The 23,584-nt window shown below is 51.1% G+C and carries 21 protein-coding genes; 16 read left to right on the forward strand and 5 right to left on the reverse strand.

Annotated features, from left to right (window positions below):
• The first annotated feature begins 18 nt into the window (after positions 1–18).
• From yhbH to KZ483_RS09640, 5 genes are all read left to right on the forward strand, one after another.
• Complete coding sequence (gene yhbH / locus KZ483_RS09620) at positions 19–1,245, forward strand: sporulation protein YhbH (protein ID WP_220352427.1); 1,227 nt, start codon at positions 19–21, stop codon at positions 1,243–1,245.
• 17 nt (positions 1,246–1,262) lie between these two features.
• The gene (locus KZ483_RS09625) at positions 1,263–2,522 is read left to right on the forward strand and encodes a SpoVR family protein (RefSeq protein WP_220352428.1); all 1,260 of its coding nucleotides are present in this window, start codon (positions 1,263–1,265) and stop codon (positions 2,520–2,522) included.
• A gap of 226 nt (positions 2,523–2,748) precedes the next feature.
• Complete coding sequence (locus tag KZ483_RS09630) at positions 2,749–3,699, forward strand: ring-cleaving dioxygenase (protein ID WP_220352429.1); 951 nt, start codon at positions 2,749–2,751, stop codon at positions 3,697–3,699.
• Positions 3,696–4,307 carry an alpha/beta hydrolase gene (locus KZ483_RS09635; protein ID WP_220352430.1) on the forward strand — a complete coding sequence of 204 codons (612 nt, stop codon included), beginning with the start codon at positions 3,696–3,698 and terminating at the stop codon, positions 4,305–4,307. Before KZ483_RS09630 ends, KZ483_RS09635 begins: the two co-directional genes overlap by 4 nt.
• Positions 4,308–4,331: 24 nt before the next feature.
• A complete protein-coding gene (locus KZ483_RS09640) occupies positions 4,332–4,943 on the forward strand; it encodes a flavin reductase family protein (protein ID WP_220352431.1) in 612 nt (203 codons plus the stop codon).
• A gap of 169 nt (positions 4,944–5,112) precedes the next feature.
• Here KZ483_RS09640 and KZ483_RS09645 read toward each other — a convergent pair whose 3' ends face one another.
• Positions 5,113–6,276 carry a LamG-like jellyroll fold domain-containing protein gene (locus KZ483_RS09645; protein WP_220352432.1) on the reverse strand — a complete coding sequence of 388 codons (1,164 nt, stop codon included), beginning with the start codon at positions 6,274–6,276 and terminating at the stop codon, positions 5,113–5,115.
• 297 nt (positions 6,277–6,573) lie between these two features.
• On the opposite strand from KZ483_RS09645, the gene KZ483_RS09650 reads away from it, so the two are divergent.
• Together KZ483_RS09650 and KZ483_RS09655 are read left to right on the forward strand one after the other, a co-directional pair.
• On the forward strand, positions 6,574–6,765 hold the full coding sequence (locus KZ483_RS09650) for a hypothetical protein (protein ID WP_220352433.1): 192 nt from the start codon (positions 6,574–6,576) through the stop codon (positions 6,763–6,765).
• 93 nt (positions 6,766–6,858) lie between these two features.
• A complete protein-coding gene (locus tag KZ483_RS09655; RefSeq protein ID WP_220352434.1) occupies positions 6,859–8,628 on the forward strand; it encodes a glycoside hydrolase family 2 protein in 1,770 nt (589 codons plus the stop codon).
• A 234-nt stretch (positions 8,629–8,862) separates the two neighbouring features.
• Here KZ483_RS09655 and KZ483_RS09660 read toward each other — a convergent pair whose 3' ends face one another.
• On the reverse strand, positions 8,863–9,954 hold the full coding sequence (locus KZ483_RS09660) for an oxidoreductase (RefSeq protein WP_220352436.1): 1,092 nt from the start codon (positions 9,952–9,954) through the stop codon (positions 8,863–8,865).
• Positions 9,955–10,109: 155 nt separating this feature from the next.
• Here KZ483_RS09660 and KZ483_RS09665 point away from each other — a divergent pair, with 155 nt between their 5' ends.
• A complete protein-coding gene (locus KZ483_RS09665) occupies positions 10,110–10,973 on the forward strand; it encodes a LysR family transcriptional regulator (RefSeq protein WP_220352438.1) in 864 nt (287 codons plus the stop codon).
• Positions 10,974–11,008: 35 nt separating this feature from the next.
• On the opposite strand, the gene KZ483_RS09670 is transcribed toward KZ483_RS09665, so the two are convergent.
• From KZ483_RS09670 to KZ483_RS09680, 3 genes are all read right to left on the reverse strand, one after another.
• The gene (locus KZ483_RS09670) at positions 11,009–12,082 is read right to left on the reverse strand and encodes a bifunctional transcriptional activator/DNA repair enzyme AdaA (RefSeq protein ID WP_220352439.1); all 1,074 of its coding nucleotides are present in this window, start codon (positions 12,080–12,082) and stop codon (positions 11,009–11,011) included.
• 32 nt (positions 12,083–12,114) lie between these two features.
• The gene (locus tag KZ483_RS09675; protein ID WP_220352440.1) at positions 12,115–13,305 is read right to left on the reverse strand and encodes an MFS transporter; all 1,191 of its coding nucleotides are present in this window, start codon (positions 13,303–13,305) and stop codon (positions 12,115–12,117) included.
• A 202-nt stretch (positions 13,306–13,507) separates the two neighbouring features.
• On the reverse strand, positions 13,508–14,338 hold the full coding sequence (locus KZ483_RS09680) for a glycerophosphodiester phosphodiesterase (RefSeq protein ID WP_220352441.1): 831 nt from the start codon (positions 14,336–14,338) through the stop codon (positions 13,508–13,510).
• A 465-nt stretch (positions 14,339–14,803) separates the two neighbouring features.
• On the opposite strand from KZ483_RS09680, the gene iolD reads away from it, so the two are divergent.
• The 8 genes from iolD (at position 14,804) to KZ483_RS09720 (ending at position 23,552) form a co-directional block, all read left to right on the forward strand.
• Positions 14,804–16,669: a 3D-(3,5/4)-trihydroxycyclohexane-1,2-dione acylhydrolase (decyclizing) gene (gene iolD, locus KZ483_RS09685; protein ID WP_220352442.1), complete on the forward strand. Its 1,866-nt coding sequence runs from the start codon at positions 14,804–14,806 to the stop codon at positions 16,667–16,669.
• A gap of 22 nt (positions 16,670–16,691) precedes the next feature.
• On the forward strand, positions 16,692–17,615 hold the full coding sequence (gene iolE / locus KZ483_RS09690) for a myo-inosose-2 dehydratase (protein ID WP_220352443.1): 924 nt from the start codon (positions 16,692–16,694) through the stop codon (positions 17,613–17,615).
• A gap of 4 nt (positions 17,616–17,619) precedes the next feature.
• Complete coding sequence (iolB, locus tag KZ483_RS09695) at positions 17,620–18,435, forward strand: 5-deoxy-glucuronate isomerase (RefSeq protein WP_220352444.1); 816 nt, start codon at positions 17,620–17,622, stop codon at positions 18,433–18,435.
• Positions 18,436–18,461: 26 nt separating this feature from the next.
• Complete coding sequence (gene iolC / locus KZ483_RS09700; protein ID WP_220352445.1) at positions 18,462–19,475, forward strand: 5-dehydro-2-deoxygluconokinase; 1,014 nt, start codon at positions 18,462–18,464, stop codon at positions 19,473–19,475.
• A gap of 30 nt (positions 19,476–19,505) precedes the next feature.
• Positions 19,506–20,960: a CoA-acylating methylmalonate-semialdehyde dehydrogenase gene (locus KZ483_RS09705; protein ID WP_220352447.1), complete on the forward strand. Its 1,455-nt coding sequence runs from the start codon at positions 19,506–19,508 to the stop codon at positions 20,958–20,960.
• A gap of 28 nt (positions 20,961–20,988) precedes the next feature.
• Positions 20,989–22,017 (forward strand): inositol 2-dehydrogenase, encoded by a 1,029-nt coding sequence (gene iolG, locus KZ483_RS09710; protein WP_220352449.1) that lies wholly within the window; start codon positions 20,989–20,991, stop codon positions 22,015–22,017.
• Positions 22,018–22,322: 305 nt separating this feature from the next.
• Positions 22,323–22,883 (forward strand): hypothetical protein, encoded by a 561-nt coding sequence (locus KZ483_RS09715; RefSeq protein WP_220352451.1) that lies wholly within the window; start codon positions 22,323–22,325, stop codon positions 22,881–22,883.
• On the forward strand, positions 22,884–23,552 hold the full coding sequence (locus KZ483_RS09720) for a PspA/IM30 family protein (RefSeq protein ID WP_220352453.1): 669 nt from the start codon (positions 22,884–22,886) through the stop codon (positions 23,550–23,552). It abuts the gene before it with no gap.
• The last annotated feature ends 32 nt before the right edge of the window (positions 23,553–23,584 follow it).

Consider the following 23,584-nt stretch of genomic DNA (forward strand, 5'->3'; position numbering starts at 1 on the left):
AATAGCGGGGTGAGTCCGATGTTTGAACCTTTGTTTGTATTGTCACAAGATGATTGGTCGCTTCATCGCAAAGGAGAGCTTGATCAGCAGCGGCATTCCCGTAAGATAAAAGAAGCAATCCGGAATAACCTGGCCGATCTTGTGAGCGAGGAGTCGATTATAACGTCGCAAGGCGATCGTATATTGAAGGTGCCGATCCGCGGGATGGACGAGCCGAGGTTTCGCTACGATCACGCAGGCAAGAACCAAGTCGGGCAAGGCAGTGGAGGCACGAAGGTAGGAGACGTAATCGGCCAGGCTTCCCAAGACGGGGAGAAAAGCGGACCGGGAAAGGGCGGACAAGCAGGCGATCAGCCAGGCATCGATTATTATGAGGCGGAAATCACCGTCGACGAGCTGGCAGAGCTGATCTTCGAGGACCTTCAGCTCCCGCGGTTAAAACCGAAAAGCGCCGCCGATCTGACCGTTGACGATATCCGCTTCAACGATATCCGCCGCAAAGGCATGATGGGCAACATCGATAAACGGCGTACACTGATGGAATCGATGAAGCGCAGGGCCCTGTCCGGCTATTCCGGCGGGGAGCCGGAGACGGCAGCTGCAAGTCAGCATATGCCCCGGGAATTAGGGACGGCGGCATCGGGTGCTCAGGCTGGAATAATCCGCAATGAGGATATGCGCTTCAAAACATGGGAGGATTTTCGTAAGCCGCAAAGCTCGGCAGTCGTACTGGCAATGATGGATACGTCCGGTTCGATGGGAACATTCGAGAAATACATCGCGCGCAGTTTCTTTTTCTGGATGGTCCGGTTTCTGCGGACTAAGCATGAACAGGTACAGGTATGCTTTCTTGCCCATAATACCGAAGCGAAGCAGGTTGATGAGGAATCGTTCTTTACGAAAGGGGAAAGCGGCGGCACGAAATGCTCCTCGGTGTATGAATTGGCGCTGGAGCTGCTGGATACCCAGTTTCCGCCGCAGTATTACAATGCATACGCGTTCCATTTCTCGGACGGCGACAACCTTGATGCGGACAATCCTGCCACGGCAGCACTGGTGAAGAGGCTGCTTGAGCAGATCAACATGCTCGGGTACGGCGAGATTCGCAGGTACGGGCAAGGTGGAAGGCTGTGGGACGCAATGTCCGATGTCCGGCATGAAGGCTTTATCCGCTCGGTGCTGAAGGAAAAAGGCGATGTGTACCGTACATTGAAGGACTTTTTCGGTAACGCCGCCGCAGGCTGACGAAGGGGGGACATCCAGTGAAACAAACGGATTACGAGCAGCTTGAACAGGCGATCGGGCACATTACCGAATTGGCTGCACGGGAAGGGCTGGATTTCTATTCGATGCGTTACGAAATATGCCCGGCTGAGGTGCTGTATTCGATAGGCGCTTATGGGATGCCGACTCGATTCACCCACTGGAGCTTCGGCAAAGCTTATCAACGAATGAAATCCGAGTATGATTACGGCCTCAGCCGGATATACGAGCTGGTCATAAATTCTGACCCCTGCTACGCCTTTCTCCTGGACCGCAACACACTGCTGCAAAACAAATTGATCGTCGCCCATGTACTGGGGCACAGCGATTTTTTCAAGAATAATGCCATGTTCTCGGGTACCGACCGCAAAATGGTTGACCGTATGGCGGCGTTTGCCGGGCGAATGAGAGAATTCGAGCAGGAATACGGTGCCGATGAGGTTGAGCTCATTCTGGACGCCGGTATCTCCATTCAAGAGCATATCGATCCCCACCACCGGTTCGGGCGCAAAGAAGGCTTCAGTGAAACGGAGGGCGGGAGCAAGGACGTCATGGGCTTTATTGCCGGCGGCAGCAGGACGCTGCAGGACTGGCAGCGAGAGATTGTGTATATGCTGCGCGAAGAAATGCTCTATTTCTGGCCGCAAATGGAAACGAAAATCTTAAACGAAGGCTGGGCAAGCTTCTGGCATCTGCGCCTTGTGCGGGAGCTCGAACTGACCGACCCGGAAATTCTGGAATTCGCCAAAATGAACGCCGGTGTGATTCAACCGGGGACAGGCGGCGTGAACCCATATTATTTGGGGCTGCGGATGCTTGAATACATCGAGCGAAAAGAAGGAAGGGACGCATTGTTCGAGATTCGCGAGACAGAATCGGATGTGTCGTTCCTGCGCAACTACTTAAACCGGGAATTGGTGGAAGAAATGGACCTGTTTCTGTTTGAGCGGGATCATGACGTATACAGGGTGACGGAGAAGGATGTCGCTCAAGTGCGTGAAGCGCTGATCCTCCAGCGTACCAATGGCGGCTTCCCTTATATAACGGCGATGGATGACGATTATCATGGACGAGGCGAGCTGCTGCTTAAACACCGGTACGAAGGGCTCGAGCTCGACAGCAAATATGTCGAGAGAACGCTGCCGCTCGTATACCGGCTGTGGGGACGTCCCGTTCATTTGGAGACGCGGAATGAAGACAATCTCACACTAAAGTACAGTTATGACGGTCTTCAGATGTTCGCGAAGGGGAATCACTGATTGTGAAGGTAACATCACGATTGAAGGATGGCATGAATGCCGGAATTGGGCAAATTAGGCAGGCGCGCACGTGCCTGCTTGTTTTGTTGGATGGAAGAATTTGCAGCAGCAGTTGACAAGATCCAATAAATATTATATCTTAAATTTAAGATAAATAATTTAAAGATATTTACAGAGCTTTAGAAACAAAGTTTTATCAATTAATATAACTTAAGGAGGAATATTTATGTCTTTACAATCGGCCGGCATCCATCATATTACCGCTTTTGCCAGAAATCCGCAGGAAAATGTCGACTTTTACGCAGGTGTGCTCGGTCTTCGACTGGTCAAAAAGACGATTAACTTCGATGCTCCTGAGGTATATCATTTATACTTCGGCAATGAAGCCGGCAGCCCGGGAACCATTATTACTTTCTTCCCATGGCCGGATTCGCGCAAAGGGAGTGTCGGGGGAGGTCAAGTCGGGATCACGACTTATGCCGTACCGCCGGGCTCGCTCGGTTTTTGGGAAAACCGGTTGAAAAGCTTTGGCATTTCCACTCACAGAGTAAACCGGTTTTCCGAGGAATATCTTCAATTCGCGGATAAAGAAGGCATGCAGCTGGAACTGGTAGAACGTGAAGAGGGTCAGGAAAGCAAATGGTTATTCGGCGGAATTCCGGAGGGCAGAGCAATCAAGGGCTTCGGGGGCGCTGTGTTATTCAGTACCAATGCCGGCAAAACAATGGATGTGCTTGAAAACATCCTTGGCTTGGCTAAAACCGCCGAGGACGCAGAGTATGTTCGTTATCGCGCTGCTGGGGATATCGGCAACGTGATTGACGTTCCGAAAGCCAATATGGAGTGGGGCGGGGGCGGTGCCGGTACTGTTCACCATATTGCATGGCGGGCGAAAGATTATCATGAGCATGAAGAATGGCAGCGTTCAGTCGCGCAACACGGCTATCAACCGACCCAGATCATCGATCGCCAATATTTCAATGCGATATATTTCCGTGAGGGCGGCGGCATATTGTTTGAAATCGCAACGGATCCGCCGGGATTCGCCCGTGATGAGCAAGCAGATGCTTTAGGGGAAAAGTTGATGCTGCCTGAATGGTTTGAGCCGAAGCGCTCGCAAATCGAAGCGAAGCTGCTGCCCATCCAGGTAAGGGAATTGGAGGGAGGCGAGATATGAAACACATTTTCGAAAAGGGCAGTGCTCCTGAAGCGCCGACTCTTGTTCTCTTTCACGGAACCGGTGGAACCGAGAGGTATTTACTGCCGCTGGCCAAACGTATTTCACCGTCGTCTTCGGTGCTTAGTGTCCGGGGAAATGTACTGGAGAACGGGATGCCCCGTTTCTTCAGACGTTTGGCGGAAGGCGTATTCGATGAAGAAGATTTGATCTTCCGGACAACGGAAGTAAACGAGTTTCTGGATCAGGCCGCCGAGCAATACGGATTCGACCGCGGCAACCTGGTGGCCGTCGGTTACTCCAACGGAGCCAATATCGCGGGCAGCCTTCTGTTCCACTATAAGAATTCATTGAAAGGCGCCGTTCTCCATCATCCCATGGTGCCTCGCCGAGGCATACAACTGCCGGAGTTAAGCGGAACTCCAATCTTTATCGGTGCCGGGACCAATGATCCGATTTGTTCACCGCGGGAAACGGAAGAGCTTCAGGAGCTGCTCAGCGGAGCAGGCGCTTCCGTTACCGTACATTGGGAGAATTTCGGCCACCAGCTGACCGGTGCTGAAGCAGATGCCGCCGCTGAGTGGTTCGGTAATCATTTCGCCGAATAATACGATTTGCGAAAGGGGATAACCATGATTTCCATTGATCCGGCTGCGCAAACCGACCTGGAAAATTATAAGCTGCTTATTGGGAGTATTGTTCCAAGGCCGATCGCATTCGTTACGACGCTCTCCAAGGACGGAGTCTTGAATGCCGCACCGTTCAGCTACTTTTCCATCGTAGCGAATAAGCCTCCGCTGCTCTCGGTTTCCGTTCAGCGGAAACAAGGCGTGATGAAGGATACGGCAAGGAATGCGATCGACGCCGGAGCCTTTGTAATCCATATCACGGACGAATCCATCATTGTCAAGGTAAATCAGACGGCCGCCAGTTTGCCTCCAAGCGAAAGTGAAGTATCGATGGCAGGGTTCACGCCGGCAGCCAGCGACATGATTGCTGTTCCGGGAGTGGCGGAAGCCAAAATCCGAATGGAATGCCTGCTGGAACGGGCTGTACCGCTTGGAGGCTCAGAAGGAGACCCCGCCTGTGATTTGTTGATCGGGCGTGTCGTGCGCTTTCACATTGCGGATGAAGTCTATGAGGAAGGGCATATCAATCCTGCAAAACTTGCGCCGATAAGCCGAATGGCAGGCAGCAATTATTCGAAGCTGGGCGAGCTATTCTCCATAGCGCGCCCAGATTAGAAAGCGGGTTTAATGTAATCCAAAACGGCGCGGGTACAAAACGGGTTCGCGATTGCTACAAAAGAAACTGGGTCTGCTTGTTAGGTTAAATACGGCTGCCGGTGTTCGAGAGCCTAATTGGACCCATGGGTCTATTTGAAAAAACAACAGTATCAAACAAGTTTACGATTTAAGCCAGCCTGCGGTAATAGGCGTCGAGCAGAGCCTCGACGCTAATGCCGTCAATGGTCATCCCCTGAACACTGCAGCGTTCAATAGCGACCCCGCTTAAATCGCAATCGTGGATACTGCTGCCCTGAAGGTTGCAATTCTCGAGCCGAAGCGGACGCTGCGCGGCGCCTTCCACATAACCGGGATGGCCCTTCGGCGGCATACCGATGTTATGAATGTACGCACCGCCCAATTGAGCGCCATCGATTTCCAAATCGCTTAAATTGGCGTCGCTTATTTTTCCGTTGATTAAGTTGATGTTATGCAGACGGGTTCGGCGGAGATCGGCGCATTCGATCGATAAGCCCGGCATCGACACGTCGTGAAATTTGACATCCTCAGCTCGGCAGTTAACGAATATCGAATAGGCAAAGTTCGTGTTTTCTACCCGAAGCTTCTGATTCGGCTCCCGTTTGTGCTTGATTTCGAGACTTTCTGACCCGACTTTTGCCCGTTGGGCGGCGGCGGCCAGTTTCGGATTGTCCCAACCGTTCTCAGTATAAAGTACAATGATTTCATCGTCTTCGAGGGGCCGGTCATAGATTCGAATGTCATCGATTGCGCCTCGGAAGAAAAAGTAAGGCTCGTCCGTAGACTTTCGTCCGATATAGAGCGGTTCGTCGTCGTTCGGTTCGAAGCTTCCCTCCTTCACGGACATTAGAACCCCGTTTCGATACAGCTTGTGCTTGCTGCCGTCGTATACGGTCACATAGTGCTCCCAAAGCCCGGCGCCGACCGGCTCCTGAACGAACACTTCGTCAGACTGGAAAAACCGGTGCCAAGTGACATGCTGCTGATGGGTGCTGAGCTGAAAAACACGACGCCCATCATGGCCATCCTGAGAAACAATCGCGTTGTTCCACCCCAGCAGCTTGGCGTCACGTCCATACCGGACCCAAACGGAAAGCGAGAATGCTTCCTTATTGAGTTTTGGTGCGGGCTGCACTAGAATGTAATCGTCCAGTCCATCAAATTCGTAAGCGCTTTCAGGGTTGCCGAACCTGTCGGCGGTCAGAGTGGCTCCATGCAGCTGCCCATCATAACTACCGGCACTGCCGGTATCGCGGGCGCTACCTTGAAACAAATATTCGGCGATTAAACCATTACGCAATGAATCAGTCATCGGATGCCCAATCCTCCTTAATTGGAATATAATTGAATAATGTTATCATAACAAACAAATGTTCGTATGTATAGTAACTCTGGTAAATATTCTAATGTTGATAGCAAATGAGACCTGAAAATATGTCCACTTTAACTGGATATTGGACATTTTTTTTGTTTGTTTTACGGGATATCTTTCAGAAGTCAGCGTTCGTTCGTTAAAGCGATAACGCAATCGGACATTAAATAAAGAGAGGGATATTATGAGCGGAAGCGCACGAATCGGAACCTTGTGCTTTTATTGTCAATTTTGCTTATGTATTATTCCTTTTCGATTTGGGGAGACAGCAATCTTGAAATAGGCGTTGCGACTGGGGGCCGTCCTGAGGGTCCGCTTACGGATCACGGCGCTTTGTTCTCGAGCAACGAAATCGGGGTGGACAATTCCGTCGATCCTATGTATTTTAAAGACGATGCCGGTAAAGCAGGACGATTGGCCGCGCGTTAAGGATTCTCATCCTGGAAGCGGGAAGCAGAACGGCCCAGTAATCCGTTAGAAGCCGCGGCCGATTTACCGACTACTATTAAAAGGAGAAATCGTATGAATCCTCCAAGACCGGAATATCCTCGTCCGCAATTTGTCCGTGACCAGTGGATAAATTTGAACGGGACCTGGGATTTTTGCTTTGATGATCATAATGAAGGATTGAAACAAAAGTGGTATCACAGTTTCCCCGCCGAACGTCGAACGATTGAGGTTCCTTTTGCTTTTCAAACCAAGCTTAGCGGTATCCACGATACATCCTTCCACGATATGGTGTGGTACCGCCGGACCTTCACGGTGCCCTCCGATTGGGCGGGTCAGGAGGTCATTCTGCATTTTGGGGCGGTCGATTACCGCGCCTGGATTTATGTAAACGGCCAGATGTCGCACTACCACGAAGGAGGCCACGTCTCTTTCTCAGCCCGGATCACTCACCTTCTGAATGGAGCTGAGAATGAACTGGTGCTGCGTGTGGAAGACCCTTCCGAGGATCAATTGATTCCCCGTGGAAAGCAGTATTGGCATGAGCGTTCGGAGTCGATTTTTTACACCCGAACGACGGGGATTTGGCAGACGGTATGGCTGGAGGCAGTAAATGAATCACATATTGACAATATCAAGTTTACGCCGGATATTGACTCAGGAGATATCATTACAGAATACGATATCGAATGTACAAGTGAAGACGGTTCCCGGTACGAACTGCTTACAGAAATTTCTTTTCAGGGCGAGCTGCTCGTCTCCGATTCGTTTCAGGTATTTGAAGCATATACCAAACGTGCATACAATCTGCGTAACCGCTTCGCCCATCGAAGCAACATTCATGACAACGGCTGGTATTGGACGCCTGAAACACCGAACTTGTTCGATGTGAAATTTGTCTTGAAGAAAAACGGCAGCACTGTCGATCAGGTAGACAGTTACTTCGGTATGCGCAAGGTATCTGCTGACAACGGCAAGTTTCTGCTGAATAATAAGAAGTATTACCAGAAGCTCATATTGGACCAGGGATATTTTCCGGGCGGGCTGTTGACTGCGCCATCGGACGAGGCTTTGAAGAACGATATTGTATTGGCCAAACAAATGGGCTTTAATGGGGCCAGGAAACATCAGAAGGTGGAGGACCCGCGGTATCTTTATTGGGCGGACCGACTCGGATTTCTGGTCTGGGGGGAAACGGCCAACTGCGTGGAATTCGCTTCGCAGGCGGTAGAACGGCTCACGAAGGAATGGTTTGAAATTGTAAACCGCGACTACAATCACCCGTCGATTGTTGTCTGGGTGCCGATCAATGAAAGCTGGGGCGTTTCGCGTATCCAGCTGGAGGAACGACAGCAGAGGCATGCGACTGCCATGTACCAACTGGTCAAGTCGCTGGATTCTAGCCGCCTCGTCATTTCCAACGACGGCTGGGAGCATACTTTATCCGATCTGTGTACCATTCATAACTATCAAAGCGGTGAAAAAATGAAAGAAGCCTATGCTGCACTCGAATCGGCAGTGGCTACGGAGCCGGCAGGCAGGGCGATTTACGCGAACGGATATTCATACCGGGGCGAGCCGATTCTGATTACCGAATACGGCGGCATTGCCTTCAAAATGGATCAAACCGAGGGTTGGGGCTATTCCTCCGTGCAATCCGGAGAGATGCTGATCGAAGCTTATCGCGATGCGACGGCGGCATTAATGGAAAGCCCGGTTGTTCAGGGGTTTTGCTATACGCAATTGACGGACGTGGAGCAGGAAATTAACGGCTTATTGACCTACGACCGCAAGCCCAAGTGCGACTTCGCCAAAATAAAAGAGATCAATGATATGAAGCGGTAAAGGTTAAAGCCGGCAGAATAGGCATTGGAAAAACTGGGTATTTCAGCTTATGCTCGCCGCGAAAGCGAAGGGGCTCCAGACGGTCATCTGGGACGCGTTTGACGCCTTATGCCGCAACTCTATGAAGCCTAGAGTCTCAGCACGTCCCAGTGACAATCCAGACTGTACTTTTATATAAAGACGTCGCCACGAAAGCGGTGACGTCTTTACTTTGTACAGCCTCCAAGAACTCAACTACATACCTATTTCATCTTCCCGAAGTGTCGCCATGGGGTGCAGGAATTGATGTTCGAGACGGTTTAGAACGATTCCTTCCTTCACTTTATTCACCCAATCCGGATTCACTAATGCGCTTGTGCCAATCGCGGCTAACTCGGCTTCACCTGAGGCTAAAAGCTGTTCCGCCATTTCCGGGTCCCCGAGTTTGCCGTTTGCGATAACGGGCAGACCGCCGTAAGTCGCTGCGAGTTTGGCCAGCGTAGGCCCACCATTTGTGAATGCCGGCGCAAACGCCTTGTATTCGGTAGTATGAATGTAAGTTGGGCAAGCGGTACCGAGCTTTTCGAAGATGATTTTCGCATCGTTGATTCCGTTCGCCCATTTATGGTTGAAATCATTAACTTTGCCTTGCGATATGCGAACGCCTACCGTGTAATTTTGGCCCACAACGGATCGAATCCTATCCAGCAATTCCACGACGATTCGAATACGATTCTCCGTGGAACCGCCGTATTCATCGGTTCTTTGATTCGTGTATTTGGTAATAAATTGATCCAATAAATAACCGTTGGCGGCATGTAATTCGACCCCGTCGAATCCAACCTGTTTGGCGCGTTGTGCGGCATGTGCGAAGTTATCAATCACCTGCCGGATATCTGATTTGCTCATCGCGTCTGGAACGGAATATTCTCCGCTGCCTCCGTGTTCTTCCAGCATTGTACCGACCGGCTTGACGGCGGAAGGTGCTATCGGCTTAAATTCGTTATGCTGAACGAGGGCACCTGCGTGCATCAGTTGAGCGATTATTCGTCCGCCTTCACGATGTACGGCTTCTACAACCGGCCTCCAGGACTCGGCCTGCTCTTTATCCGCAAGGCCGGGCTGATTCTTATAGCTTTGACTGTTCACTGAGTCCGGATAGATCCCTTCCGTTATGATAAGACCGAACCCTCCCTTGGCGAACCTTGTATAATAACGGACCATAAGTTGGTTCGCAAGGCCATTGCACTCTGCGCTCGTACGTGTCATGGGCGAGAGTACCGCTCGATTGTGGAGACGTAAGGAGCCTAATTGAAATGCGGATAAAAGCTTGGAATACGTAATCATTTGATAGTCCTCCTCAAATATGGGTGTGCGGTCGTTGTTCCAGCCGATGGTAAGTTGTTGTGGAAATGATTGTAACCCGGGTTGAAACATACTGTAAAATGATTGATAATGATACATGTATTAAAAAAAATGATACCGAAGAATAAGGGGCACCTATGGAATTAACGGATTTGAAAATCGTAATCGTAATTATGGAGGAAGGAAGCATATCGAGAGCGGCAGAGAAGCTGGGTTACGTGCAATCGAACGTCACTGCGAGGATCCGCAAGCTGGAGACGGAGCTTGGTATTCATCTCTTCAGCAGACATCCGAAGGGTGTAACCCCCACCGAGAAAGGGCTCACCTTCAGCAAATATGCTTTGGAAATTCTTCGCAAGACGGAAGAAGCTGTGATGGCGGTGAAAGAGCCGGAATATCCATGCGGACCGCTTGCCATTGGAGTTGTGGAGACCATCGCATCCTCAGGTCCTTTTATCCAGGCGCTGTCGAAATTCCAACGACAATACCCCGAAGTTGCCTTATCGCTGGTTCCCGGAACATCACCGCAAAATTACGAGAATGTGCTGAGTCGTCAATTGGACGGCGCGTTCTTCACGGGGGACTTCGATACCTCCGCGCTGGAGGTAGAGGTTGAGATTCAAGATCAAGTTGTCTTGCTAACGGCAGCTGAGAATGAAACGTCAGAATACCCCAGTATCGAGGATGCCGCGTGGGTCGTATTCCCAAAGGGCTGCCCTTTCAGGACTGCAGTTGAGGAATGGCTTCGTAGCAGGGGGGCGTCGAATACGAACATAATTGAAATAAGTACAATGGAAACGATGCTGAGCTGCGTACGGGCAGGACTCGGCTTCGCACTAGTGCCCAAATCAGCTCTTGCCGGAGATAATGAATTGCTGCGTGTATATCCGGTTCCGGAACCGTATCAATACGCCACTACACGCCTGGTTCGTCGTAATGAGCAGTTCCGCAGCAAAGCATTCGCCGCTTTCGCGGAATGTGTGAGAACGACAGGGTTTTGAAATACTTAGGACGATTGTTCCGATCAATCCGGATGTTAGTCTGAACTAGTTTTGGATGTTTGAACAAAATCGTATTTTTCATGATTTAGCAGCCATTGTTTGCGTGAAATCCCTCCACCGTAACCACCCAAATCGCCATTGGAGTTGATGACGCGGTGACAAGGAATTACAATGGCAAGCTGATTTGCGCCGTTTGCTTGAGCTATAGCACGATAAGCGTTTGGTTTTCCAACCGCTGCTGCAATCTCGGCATAGGATAGCGTTTCTCCTGGAGGGATTTGTATTAACTGCTCCCAAACCTCCTTTTGAAAAGGCGATCCCAAAAGAAATAACGGTGTTTTGAATTCTGTTAACTCGCCGTTAAAATAGCCGCTCAACTCACTTTCAATCGAACGGATCGGTGCCGTGTAACCCGGAATAATGGCTGATTTTGTTCTTAGTCTAAGGCGTTCAACCTCACGCTCCAAACCACGGCGGTCAACAAATTCGAGCAGATAAAGCGCTGTTTCATCCGCGATCGCTATCATTGGGCCGAGCCGTGTATCGAGCCACGATGCTTTTAAGATATTATGATGACCAAGCAGGGTTGGCGCTGCTCCCATGATTCGTGAGAACGCATCCCTGAAGCCGCTGCTGGATTCATAACCGGTTGAAAGCTGGGCGTCGATTACGGGGTTTCCCGCTCTGATCTGTTTCAATGCGATTCCCATGCGCCGGGCTCGTGCATATTGAACAAATGTCATGCCAAAACGCTTTTTGAACTGGCGGCGCGCTGTTGCAGCATCGACGGACAGATTCCGAAAGTCTCTATCGGTCCATCGCTTTTCCGGATTCTCTTCGACGGCGCTAACAAGCTGCCGAACCAGCTCTGAAACGTGACCCGGATGAGAAAGCGGACGGCAGCGTTGACAAGGCCGGAACGAAGCCAGAAGTGCTTGCTCGGCAGTTTCATAAAACTCGCAATTCTCGAATTTTGGTTTTCTGGCGGGACATGTCGGGCGGCAGAACACGCCTGTTGTCTTGACCCCCACATAAAAGACACCTTCATATTCTGACTTCTTATCGATTAATGCCTGATAATATTCATGTTTGTTTTCGGTCGCAATCATTTTGTTCCTCCTTAACGAAACTTACTGAAATATTAGTCTTGAAGCTGTAGTGTGCTTCCTCCGGCCTTTTCCCGCATATCTGAGCGGAATAGCATCAAAGAACAAGCAATGGCTGCCACGATTCCAATAGACCCGACCCAGGTAACAGATGATAAGGAGACATACTGCGCCGCCGCACCCCCTATTGCTGCCCCCGCAGACATGGATAATTGCATCATCGACTGATTGAATCCAAGTATCACACCGGAAGATTCCGGCTTAAGACGGATCATATTATACTGATGTGCCGGGCCGGATGACCAGCACGCGAACGACCACGCCATAAGGATGGCGAAAATCGGAATGAAATTCTCCGCCGCAGTTGTAAATGAGAGGGCTATCAATGCCGCCAAATGAAGCAGCATCCCCCCGATTAACGTTGAAGGAACGCCCCATTTGTCCGTGCTGTAGCCCCCGAATTTGGAGCCGATCAAGCTGGCGAGACCGAAAGCGAGTAAAGCGGCACTAAGCATCCTTTCATTTAATCCCGTAACCGTGAGAAGATAAGGAGAGATGTAGGTATAAGCGACTGAGTATCCGCCGAGCCAAAAGAAGGTTATGGATAATCCAAGCGCTATTTTGGTGTTTTTCAGCAGTGCGACCTGCTTACGTAAAGGTATGGGTACATCCCCTTTTGACCGCGGGATGGCCAGGAATAGAACAATCATTGCAAGGATTCCGAGTATCGCAATAAGTCCGAAAACCGATTTCCATCCAAAGGCCGCAGCTGCAATTCGCCCGAGCGGGACACCGATTATTAACGAGGCCGTGAATCCCATAATAATAATTGCAATGGAGCTGGCCTGCTTGCCCGCAGGTGAAATTCTTGCTGCAATTCCTAATGCCGTTACAACAACCATTCCTGCACTTAAAGCCATGATAATGCGCGCGGCAACAAAAAGTCCAATCCCCGGCAGCGCATAAGAAAGGATATTGGCCAGCACGAATATTCCCAGTGAGTAAATGAGCAGCTTTTGCCTCTCTATGCTCGTAGTCAAAGCCATAAGAATGGGCGTTCCGACCGCATATACCAATGAAAATACAGTAATGAGTTGACCGGCAGCGGATATCGATATCTCCATCGTAACCGCAATTTTATCCAAAACACCCGAAATAATGTACTCGGAAGTCCCCACCAAAAAACTGACGACCGCCAAAAAGTAAATTCTCCATGTACTCGGCATGACCGCTCCGCTCCTATCCGCTTGTCAATTAACCAGCCTCATTCCGTTATCTGTCACTATTATATTTCTTTCATAAAATGACGCAGCCGAAAATCGTACATCGATTTTTTTTTCAACCGTTTTGTTGTTTGGATACCATCAACAAAAACAGGCTGCCGTCATTGGCAGCCTGCGCAGGTAAATTGAATCCAAATGCAAATCGTTATCCGTTAACCCGCGGAACATAATCAGGGTAATCGGTAATAATGCCGTCAACGCCAGCATCCAGAAGCGGCTGCACTTGCGACCGGTTCCGTACGGTCCAGGCCATGACGCCCATACCCAAGCGATGAACGCGTTCCACTAATTCGGCATTTACATAAGCCAGATTCGGATTAATATAATCGGCATAAGTGCTAAACTCGGTCAGCATGGCATCGGTCAAGTGGTGGTAGCCGGAAGTAAGTACACCGACAGGTATATCCGGAAGAAGAGCATGAAATTTTTTGACGGATTCGAATTCAAAGGACTGCACAATGATTTTTGCGTTATTCGGCTTATCCATGTCACGATCCCTGAGTGCTGCCGCTACCTTCTCTTCAATTCCCGGATAGAGATAAGATGCTTTAATCTCGATCAAAATACCGATTCGACCCCTGTATGCATCCAAAACCTCCTCCAAAGACGGGATCTTCTCGCCTTTAAATGCTTCAGAGAAGAAGCTGCCTGCATCAAGTTGTCTCAATTGGTCAAAGGTGAGGCTGCCGACCAGACCGGTGCCGTCAGTGGTACGGTCGACCGTCGTATCGTGAATAACGACAAGACGCCCGTCTTGGCTGAGCTGAACATCCAATTCCAAATAGTCCGCTTTCATCTCAACCGATTTCTCGAATGCAGCCATCGTGTTCTCCGGAGCGTACCCCGATGCCCCCCGATGGGCTACATTTACAAGCTTCTCTTCCTTCTGAATGGCTGCCGACGCTCCTCCTGCTTGGGCTGCCAGCATCCCCGCAGCAAGTAATGTCAAAACCGTTATTCTGCCTGGACGAATCATTATTAATCTCCTCCTTTGAATTGAAATCGAACTAATCTTAAAGGAGTTATGTTAACGCAGTATAAGGCTCATTTATTTTAAACATTAACGGGTAAGTGAATACATAGCGGTGGAAGAACAGTTGTACAAGACTTTCAACCCGGTCGTGGAAGTGCGCGGTAACCGGCCAAAGCCGGCTCAATTCATGTTAATAATTTGATTGCAATCGAATAAAGTAAAGGGTATAATAAATGCTGAAAGGTAAAGCGCTTACCCTACATATCGTTTCATATACGCGCACCATTTTAGGGGAGCTAATAATCTTTGCACGAAGAGAGTCATTTCTTGTTTATCTTCTAAAGTTGAAAATGAAAACGGTTGCTCATGATGGATGTTTTCGTATCTTCGTTTTAGCTGGCAAGAAGTAGTCCTCTTTTTATTTTATTGATGGGATAAGCGCTTACCCTAACTTATCGGGAGGAAATTATGACGACAATCCGATTAACGATGGCCCAGGCATTATTGAAGTTTCTTGATAACCAGTACATTGAGATTGACGGCGAGGAGCGCAAGTTCGTCAAAGGCGTAATGGGGATATTCGGCCATGGCAATGTGACCGGTATTGGAGAAGCGCTCGAGAACGATAAAGGGACGCTTCAGTTCATACAGGGAAAGAATGAGCAGGGCATGGCCCATGCCGCTATGGCGTTCGCAAAACAAAAGAACAGGCTTGAAATATTCGCATGCACTTCTTCAATAGGACCCGGTGCTTTAAATATGGTGACGGCTGCGGGAACTGCTACGGTCAACCGAATACCCGTGCTGTTTCTTCCGGGCGACATCTTCGCCTGCAGGCAGCCGGATCCCGTGCTGCAGCAGGTTGAGAACCCTGCCGACTATACGATCTCCGCGAACGATGCATTCAAGCCGGTAAGCAAATACTGGGACCGTATTTCGCGGCCGGAGCAGCTGATGACGGCAGCCCTGCAGGCGATGCGGGTATTGACCGATCCGGTGGATACAGGGGCCGTAACCTTGTCCCTCCCGCAGGACGTCCAATGCGAAGCCTTTGACTACCCGGCTGATTTCTTCGATAAACGGATCCATTATATCGACAGGCGGTCATTATCCGCCGGCGCTCTCCAGAGAGCCGTAGATGCTGTGAAAAACAAGAAAAAGCCGATCATGATTGTCGGCGGCGGCGTTCACTACTCGCTTGCGGTGAAGGAAATGATCGCATTCGCGGAAGAATTTCAAATTCCGGTGGTCGAGACGCAGGCCGGGAAGAGCGCCCTTCCTTGGACGCATCCGCTGAATATGGGCGGCATCGGAACAACCGGGTCGCTCGCGGCCAACAAGCTGGCGAGGGAAGCGGATTTGGTCATCTGCGCCGGAACGCGCATGGCGGATTTCCCGACGGCGTCGAAGAGCGCTTTTCAGAATCCGGATGTATCCTTCATCAACATTAATGTGAGTGCTTTCGATGCGATGAAGATGAATTCGCTTATGCTAGTAGCCGACGCGAAGGAGGCGTTCACCGCACTGCAGCAGGCTCTGCGCGGTGTTGATTACAAGAGCTCGCACGACATTAACCGGCTCGCGGCATTGAAGGAAGAATGGGACGCCGAGGTCGACCGTCTGTACGCAGTGGAACGGGAAGACGGGCTTGCACAAACCAAAGTTCTCGGAACAATCAATTCGTTCATCGGCAAGAACGACGTAATCGTATGCGCTGCCGGAAGCTTGCCCGGGGACCTTCACCGTCTGTGGAGATGCGAGAATCCGAACACCTACCATATGGAATACGGCTTCTCCTGCATGGGCTACGAGGTATCCGGGGCCTTCGGTGCGAAGCTGGCTGATCCTGGGCGCGAGGTGTATGCCGTAGTCGGAGACGGAAGCTTCCTGATGCTTCATTCCGAGCTGCTGACGAGCATTCAGGAAGGGCGTAAAATCACGGTCATTCTGCTCGACAACCACGGGTTTCAATGCATCCACAACCTTCAAAGAGGTCACGGCAGCAGCGGGTTCGGCAATGAATTCCGGTTCCGTTCGGGCGAGACGAACCGGCTCAGCGGGGACTTTCTGCCACTTGATTTCACCCTGATTGCGAAAGGGCTTGGGGTCAAGGCCTACACGGCAGGCACGATACAAGAGCTGCAGGCGGCGCTGGCCAATGCCAAGGACGATGCCCGGTCTGTGCTGATTGAGGTGAAGGTGGTGCCCGGAACGAATACGGACGGCTATGAATCGTGGTGGCGGGTCGGAGTGGCTGAAGTATCGGAGAGCACTAAAGTGACCGAGTCGTATCAAGCGGGATTGAAGAAGATTGAGACTGTCAAAAAATATTGATGATGAGAGAGGAGAGCAGACAATGAACACAGATAACCTGAAGCTGGGCATTTCCTCAATCAACTGGGTGAATGAGGATGTTCTTGAACTCGGTGACCACTATACGTTTGAGGATCTGGTATCGGATTTCTCGTCCCTTGGTTTTCGCGCCACGGAGAACTGCCGTAAATTCCCGAAGGACCCGGAGATTCTGCGCGCGGCTCTTGCAGAGAAAGGCATTCAATTGACCTCTCAGTGGAAAGGAGTGCTGTTCTCCGATCCCAGCCGCCGCGATGCCGAGCTCGAAGCATATAGACAGCATGTGCAGTTTCTCAAAAAAATGGGCAGCGCACACGTCGTTACCTGTGAGCTGGGAGGATCGATTATCGGCGATCCGCGGCGGGAGCCGCTCGCAGCGGATATAATCCCGCCGACGGACGAGGAATGGGACCATATGGTGGAAGGACTCCATCAAGCCGGAGAAATTTGCCGCGAGTACGGAATGAAGCTGATATATCACTATCATATCGGAACGATAGTCGAGAAGCCGGAGGAGATCGACCGTCTGATGCAGTCGACCGACCCGGAGCTGGTGCATCTGCTGTATGATACGGGCCACGCATACTACGGGGGTGCCGATCCGCTTGCCCTGTTGCAAAAATACCCGGATCGAATCCCTTATGTCCATTTGAAGGATATCAGGCAGGACGTGCTTGACCGCGTGAGACGCGAAGGCATTCGTTTCCAGGATGCGGTGATCCAGGGCGTATTCACGGTTCCCGGAGACGGCTGCATCGATTTTGGTCCGATATTCAGAGAGCTGCTGCTTAAACAAGGCTACGACGGATGGATGATTATCGAAGCCGAGCAGGATCCTTCCGTTGCTAACCCTTACGAATATGCCAAACTATCCAAACAGTACATCAATGGCCTTCTTTCGAATCTTAAAACGGATATAACGGGGTGAGTTTATGGCGAAATTGATTGTACCAAGCGGCAAGCAGGCGGATGAGCGGGGCAATGTCCTCACAATTACGCCGGAATCGGCCGGCTGGACCTATGTCGGATTTGAAGTGTACACGTTGAAAGCCGGTCAGAGCCTGAGGAAAGAAACCGGCGATCTGGAAATATGTCTAGTGCTGGTAACGGGGAAAGCGGATGTCCGCACCTCGGAGCTGGAGCTGGATAATATCGGACGCCGGATGTCGGTCTTCGAGAGGATTCCACCCTACAGCGTATATGTTCCGTCTGATGATTTCTACGAGGTAACGGCGGTAACCGAGCTGGAGCTGGCAGTATGCAGCGCACCGGGCAAAGGCGGTAACCCGGCCAGACTGATCGCTCCGGAGCAGGTCGGCATTGAAAAGCGCGGATACGGCAATATCGAACGCCGGATTCATAATATTTTGCCGGAGTCAGAGCCTGCGGACAGTCTTCTCGTAGTGGAGGTGTTTACTCCTAACGGCCATTGGTCGAGCTACCCTCCTCACAAGCATGACCAGGATAACCTGCCTCATGAATCGTACTTAGAGGAAACCTATTATCATAAAGTTAGCCCCGATACCGGCTTTGCTGTGCAGCGTGTTTATACCGATGACGGATCGCTGGATGAAACCATGGTCATCAAGAATGGAGACGCGGTTCTTGTCCCTAAGGGCTATCATCCGGTATCGGCTCCTCCGGGGTATGACGGCTACTATTTGAATGTTATGGCCGGACCGGTACGGACCTGGAAGTTTCATAACGATCCCGCGCATGAATGGTTAATGACGCAAAGCAAGCAATAAATATCCGTACGGGGAGGCTGGGTAACATGAGCGAAATCGAATTTCCGCAGGGCCGCAGGCTGGACTTTATCGGTCTGGGCAGAGCCTGCATCGATCTCAACGCCAATGAGATCAACCGTCCGATGGAAGAGACGCGGACGTTTACGAAATATGTGGGCGGATCGCCGGCTAATATAACGATCGCAATGGCGAGGCTGGGCATGAAGACCGGGTTTATCGGGCGGGTGGCCGACGATCAATTCGGACGCTTCATCACGAGTTATTTCAACAATGAGAATATCGACACGGGCAATTTGATTACGGACCGCCCGGGAAGCGTGACCGGGCTTGCTTTTACCGAGATCAAATCCCCTACCGACTGCAGCATATTGATGTATCGGGACAATACGGCCGATCTAAATCTCGAAACCGGAGATATCGATGAGGAATACATCAAGAATGCCAAAGCGCTGCTGATTTCCGGCACGGCATTGGCGAAGAGCCCGTCAAGGGAAGCGGTTTTCCTGGCGCTTCAGCATGCGCGCAAGCATGGCGTCGTCGTCTTCTTCGATATCGACTACCGGGGCTATACCTGGCAATCGAAAGAGGAGACAGCGGTCTATTGCAATCTGGTAGCCGAGAAATGCGATGTCATTATCGGTGGCCGGGAAGAGTTCGATATTATGGAGACGATCACGGGTCCTGCGGAGAAGAATGACCGGGCCACGGCGCGGAGATGGTTTGATCACTTTGCAAAGATGGTTGTCGTTAAGCATGGCGGCGAAGGATCCACCGTATTTATGAAAGACGGCAAAGAATCCGCAGCAGGAATTTTCCCGGCCGAGAATGTCATCAAGACCTTCGGCGCAGGCGATTCCTTCGCAGGCGCTTTCATTTACGGCTTAATGCAGGGCTGGCCGGTGGAGCGATGCCAAGAGTTCGGCAGCGCAGCGGCTTCGATCGTCGTATCCAGCCACAACTGCTCGGATGCAATGCCTACCGCTCCGCAGATTACCGAATTTATAGAACAGGCAAAGCAGAAACAGAATACCGGGTTATAAAGTCACCACACCTTGAAAGGATGAACAACCATGTCACAGAATTTAAGACAAATCCAGAACTATATCGGCGGACAATGGGTCGATGCGGCATCGGAGCGGACGGATATCGTAGTGAACCCCGCGACTGGAGAGGAGCTGGCGGCCGTACCCCTTTCCACCCGGGAAGACGTGGAACGCGCAGTATCGACGGCCAAAACCGCATTCAAGGAATGGAGCAGAGTGCCGGTTCCGCGGAGGGCCCGGATTATGTTCAAATACCAGCAGCTGCTCGTTGAGAACTGGGATGAGCTCGCGCGTCTGGTCACGCTGGAGAACGGTAAAAACTATGCCGAAGCCCACGGCGAAGTGCTGCGCGGCATCGAATGCGTTGAATTCGCCGCCGGTGCGCCGACATTGATGATGGGAAGCGTACTTCCCGACATTGCGACCGGTCTTGAATCGAATATGTACCGTTATCCGATCGGCGTTGTAGGCGGAATTACACCTTTCAACTTTCCGATGATGGTGCCGTGCTGGATGTTCCCGCTGGCGATCGCATGCGGCAATACGTTCGTGCTTAAGCCTTCCGAGCGTACGCCTATTCTTGCCTGCCGCCTTGCTGAGCTGCTCCAGGAAGCGGGGCTGCCGGACGGTGTGTTCAACATCGTACATGGCGCGCACGATGTGGTGAACGGTCTGCTGGAACACCGGGATATCAGCGCGATCTCATTCGTAGGCTCGCAGCCGGTGGCGGAATATGTGTACAAAACGGCCGCAGCGCATGGGAAAAGAGTGCAGGCACTAGGCGGAGCGAAGAACCACTCCATCGTGCTTCCGGACGCGGACATGAGCCTGGCAGTCAAGGAAATCGTCAACGCCGCTTTCGGTTCGGCGGGAGAACGGTGCATGGCTTGTTCCGTAGTGGTGGCCGTCGGAGAGACCGGTGACGAGTTGGTTGAGAAATTAGTGGAGACGGCCAAGCAGCTGACGATCGGGAACGGCATGGACAAGGAAAACTTCCTGGGCCCGGTTATACGCGACTCGCATAAAACGCGCACGATCGGCTACATCGGCAAGGGAGAAGCCGAGGGTGCGGTGCTTGCTTTGGACGGGCGGAAGTGCGAGTCGGCACCCGCTGACGGTTACTTTATCGGCCCGACGATATTCGATCATGCGAAGCCTGGGATGGAGATCTGGAACGATGAAATCTTTGCTCCCGTTCTGCAGGTTGTTCGTGCCGGCAGTCTTCAGGAAGCGATTGAGATTACCAATCAGTCGGAATTCGCAAACGGGGCTTGTTTATACACAAACAGCGCGAAAGCCGTCCGTGAGTTCAGGGACAACATCGATGCTGGAATGCTAGGCATCAATGTCGGCGTACCTGCGCCGATGGCCTTCTTTCCCTTCTCCGGCTACAAGAAGTCCTTCTACGGCGACCTGCATGCGAACGGCAAAGACGGCGTAGAGTTCTATACCCGCAAAAAAATGGTAGTGGCACGGTACTAATTCGCAAATGATGAAAGGACTAACACCTATGCGGAAAATAACATTGGGCATTATTGGAGCCGGACGAATCGGCAAGCTTCATGTCGAGAATCTGAAAGGCCTTCCTCAAGTGAAAATTAAATCGATATCCGATATCCTTGCCGATTCCATTCGGGATTGGGCGGCCGATAACGGTATACAGAACGTGACGAACAACTACAAAGACATCGTAAACGATCCCGAAATCGACGCTATCTTCATCTGCTCACCGACTGACACTCACATCGAGATTATTGAAGAGGCGGTAAAGGCAGGGAAACATATTTTCTGCGAGAAACCGATCAGCTTTAATCTTGGCGGAACGATTCAGGTATTGGAGTGGGTACGCAGCTCCGGCGTCAAATTCCAGACCGGCTTCAACAGACGGTTCGATCACAATATGAGCCGCGTGAAGGAGCTGATCAGGGAAGGCAAAGCGGGTGAGCCGCATATGCTGAAGGTTACATCGAGGGATCCCGCGCCGCCGCATAAGGAATATATTAAAAATTCAGGCGGGCTCTTCGTTGACATGGCGATCCATGATTTTGACATCGCAAGATTTCTGATGGACAGCGATGTTGAGGAAGTTTATGTACAGGGTGCGGTCCTGGTCGATCCTGTATTCGCCGAATTCCAGGATATCGATACGGCCATTATCACATTAAAGTTTGAAAATGGAGCTCTAGGCGTTATCCATAACAGCAGGCAGGCCCACTACTATGATCAGCGTGTCGAGTTCTTCGGCTCGGCAGGCTCAATCACGATCCAAAATGACAATCCGAATACCGCAGAGGTGTATACGCAGAACGGCGCATACAGGGACAATCCGCTTCATTTCTTCCTCGAACGGTACAAGGAAGCCTATGTGAAGGAAGTGCTTTCCTTTATCGATGCGGTCGTCAATGATACGCCGGTGCCTGTTGACGCCAATGACGGTTACCAGGCCGAGCTGATCGCGAGCGCTGCTGCCATTTCATTGCGGGAAAGACGTCCCGTGCGCATTGAAGAAGTCGTGAGCGGACTGAGGCAGAAGGTATAACTCACCGGTATCATACTTAACAGGATAAGTGTCCCGCATAGATATTGCTGGAATCGGACTCCAATATAATAAGGAATCGCCCTTTCTTGGCCGCTTGGCCAAGTGGAGGGCGATTTTTGTTATGTTCCGAATAATGAGGTTACCAAGCCTTTCGATTTTCAGGCTCCCTCTACATTCATATAATTTTCAGCCAACCTTCAACAAACGTTCAGCCGGGCTTCATTAACATTTAAGACTCGTTAGGGATAATGAGGACAAGCTTCAAATAGAAGCCGTAAGTATTCCAATAAAAAGGAGGTGCACAAATGAACGAATTGAAGAAAAAAGGATGGCTGTTTAAAGGCATCTTGATTCTTGCGGCCGTCGTCGTGCTGGCACTGGTGGTGAAATGGATCGGAATGCTCCTTCCGGGCCAACATGGATATGGATTCGACAGATCGCCGAGAATGTCCCCCGGCATTGCCGGGCCGTTCGGAAACGGTATGAGGCACGGTGCTCCAGGAGCCGGAGGCATGTTCGAACGCGGAATGTTCAAAGGACACGGAGGCTGGTTCCACGGCTTCGGAATCTGGCTCCTGCTGGTCAAGATTGGAGTAATTATGGCCGGCTTGCTGCTGTGGAGAAAGGCTCGAGACGGAGGCTTTGGAAAATGGGCAGGCGCTGCTCTCGTCCTGGGCGGCATCTGGTCGCTGCTTCCGGCTTTGCTGGCACTGCCGATTATCGTTCTGATCGCTTATCTGGCGTACAAAACGAGGAAGAAAGAAGAACGCCGCTATTCGGATATACCAATCCAGCAACCGACCGTTATTTCGAATTCCGATGTATTAGACCAATGGGAGCGAGACACCCTTAAGGAGGAAAAATAGATGGCCGTATTCAAGAGAATCAAGAACATATTGTCCGCGGATATTCACGATCTGCTTGACCGGGCGGAGGATCCTTCCAGCATGCTCAAGCTGTATGCGAGGGAACTGGAAGAACAAATGGGGAAAATACAGACCGCGCTGGGGAACCAGCTTTTTGCACAGCGGAAGCTCCAGGCGCTGATCGCCGAAACGGAGCCGGTCGTTTCCAGACGAGCCCGGCAAGCAGAGCTTGCAGTGCAGCGGGGAGAAGATAATATCGCCGAATTGGCGCTGCAGGAGCGGATATTGCAGGAGAAGAAGCTGGAAGCTTACCGTCTTGAGCTGGGGGCCGCCGAGACCCAGATAACAGTGCTGACGGAACAGTTTCGGCGACTGAAGGATACACATAGTCAGCTTCAATTTAAGCATTTCGTGTATGTTTCGCGATCGAGCGCCGCTCAAACCATTCGGGAAACAAATGATACTATTGGTCAATATGACACCGACCGTGTCTTGAAGGAATATTCGAAGCTTGAACAGAAGCTGTGGCGGGCTGAAGCCGAAGCGGAAGCCAGCCAAAAGGCGTACCAGATCCTGCACGGCGCCGTCCCGAAGCAAAACGATGAACTACAGAGTCAAGTACAGGAGGAATTGCGGCGCATGAAAGAAATGAAAGCCGCAACCTCATAATGGAGTGAAGCCATCAAATCCGCGATCGTATG

It is taken from the genome of Paenibacillus sp. sptzw28 (assembly GCF_019550795.1).
Taxonomy (GTDB): Bacteria; Bacillota; Bacilli; order Paenibacillales; family Paenibacillaceae; genus Paenibacillus_Z.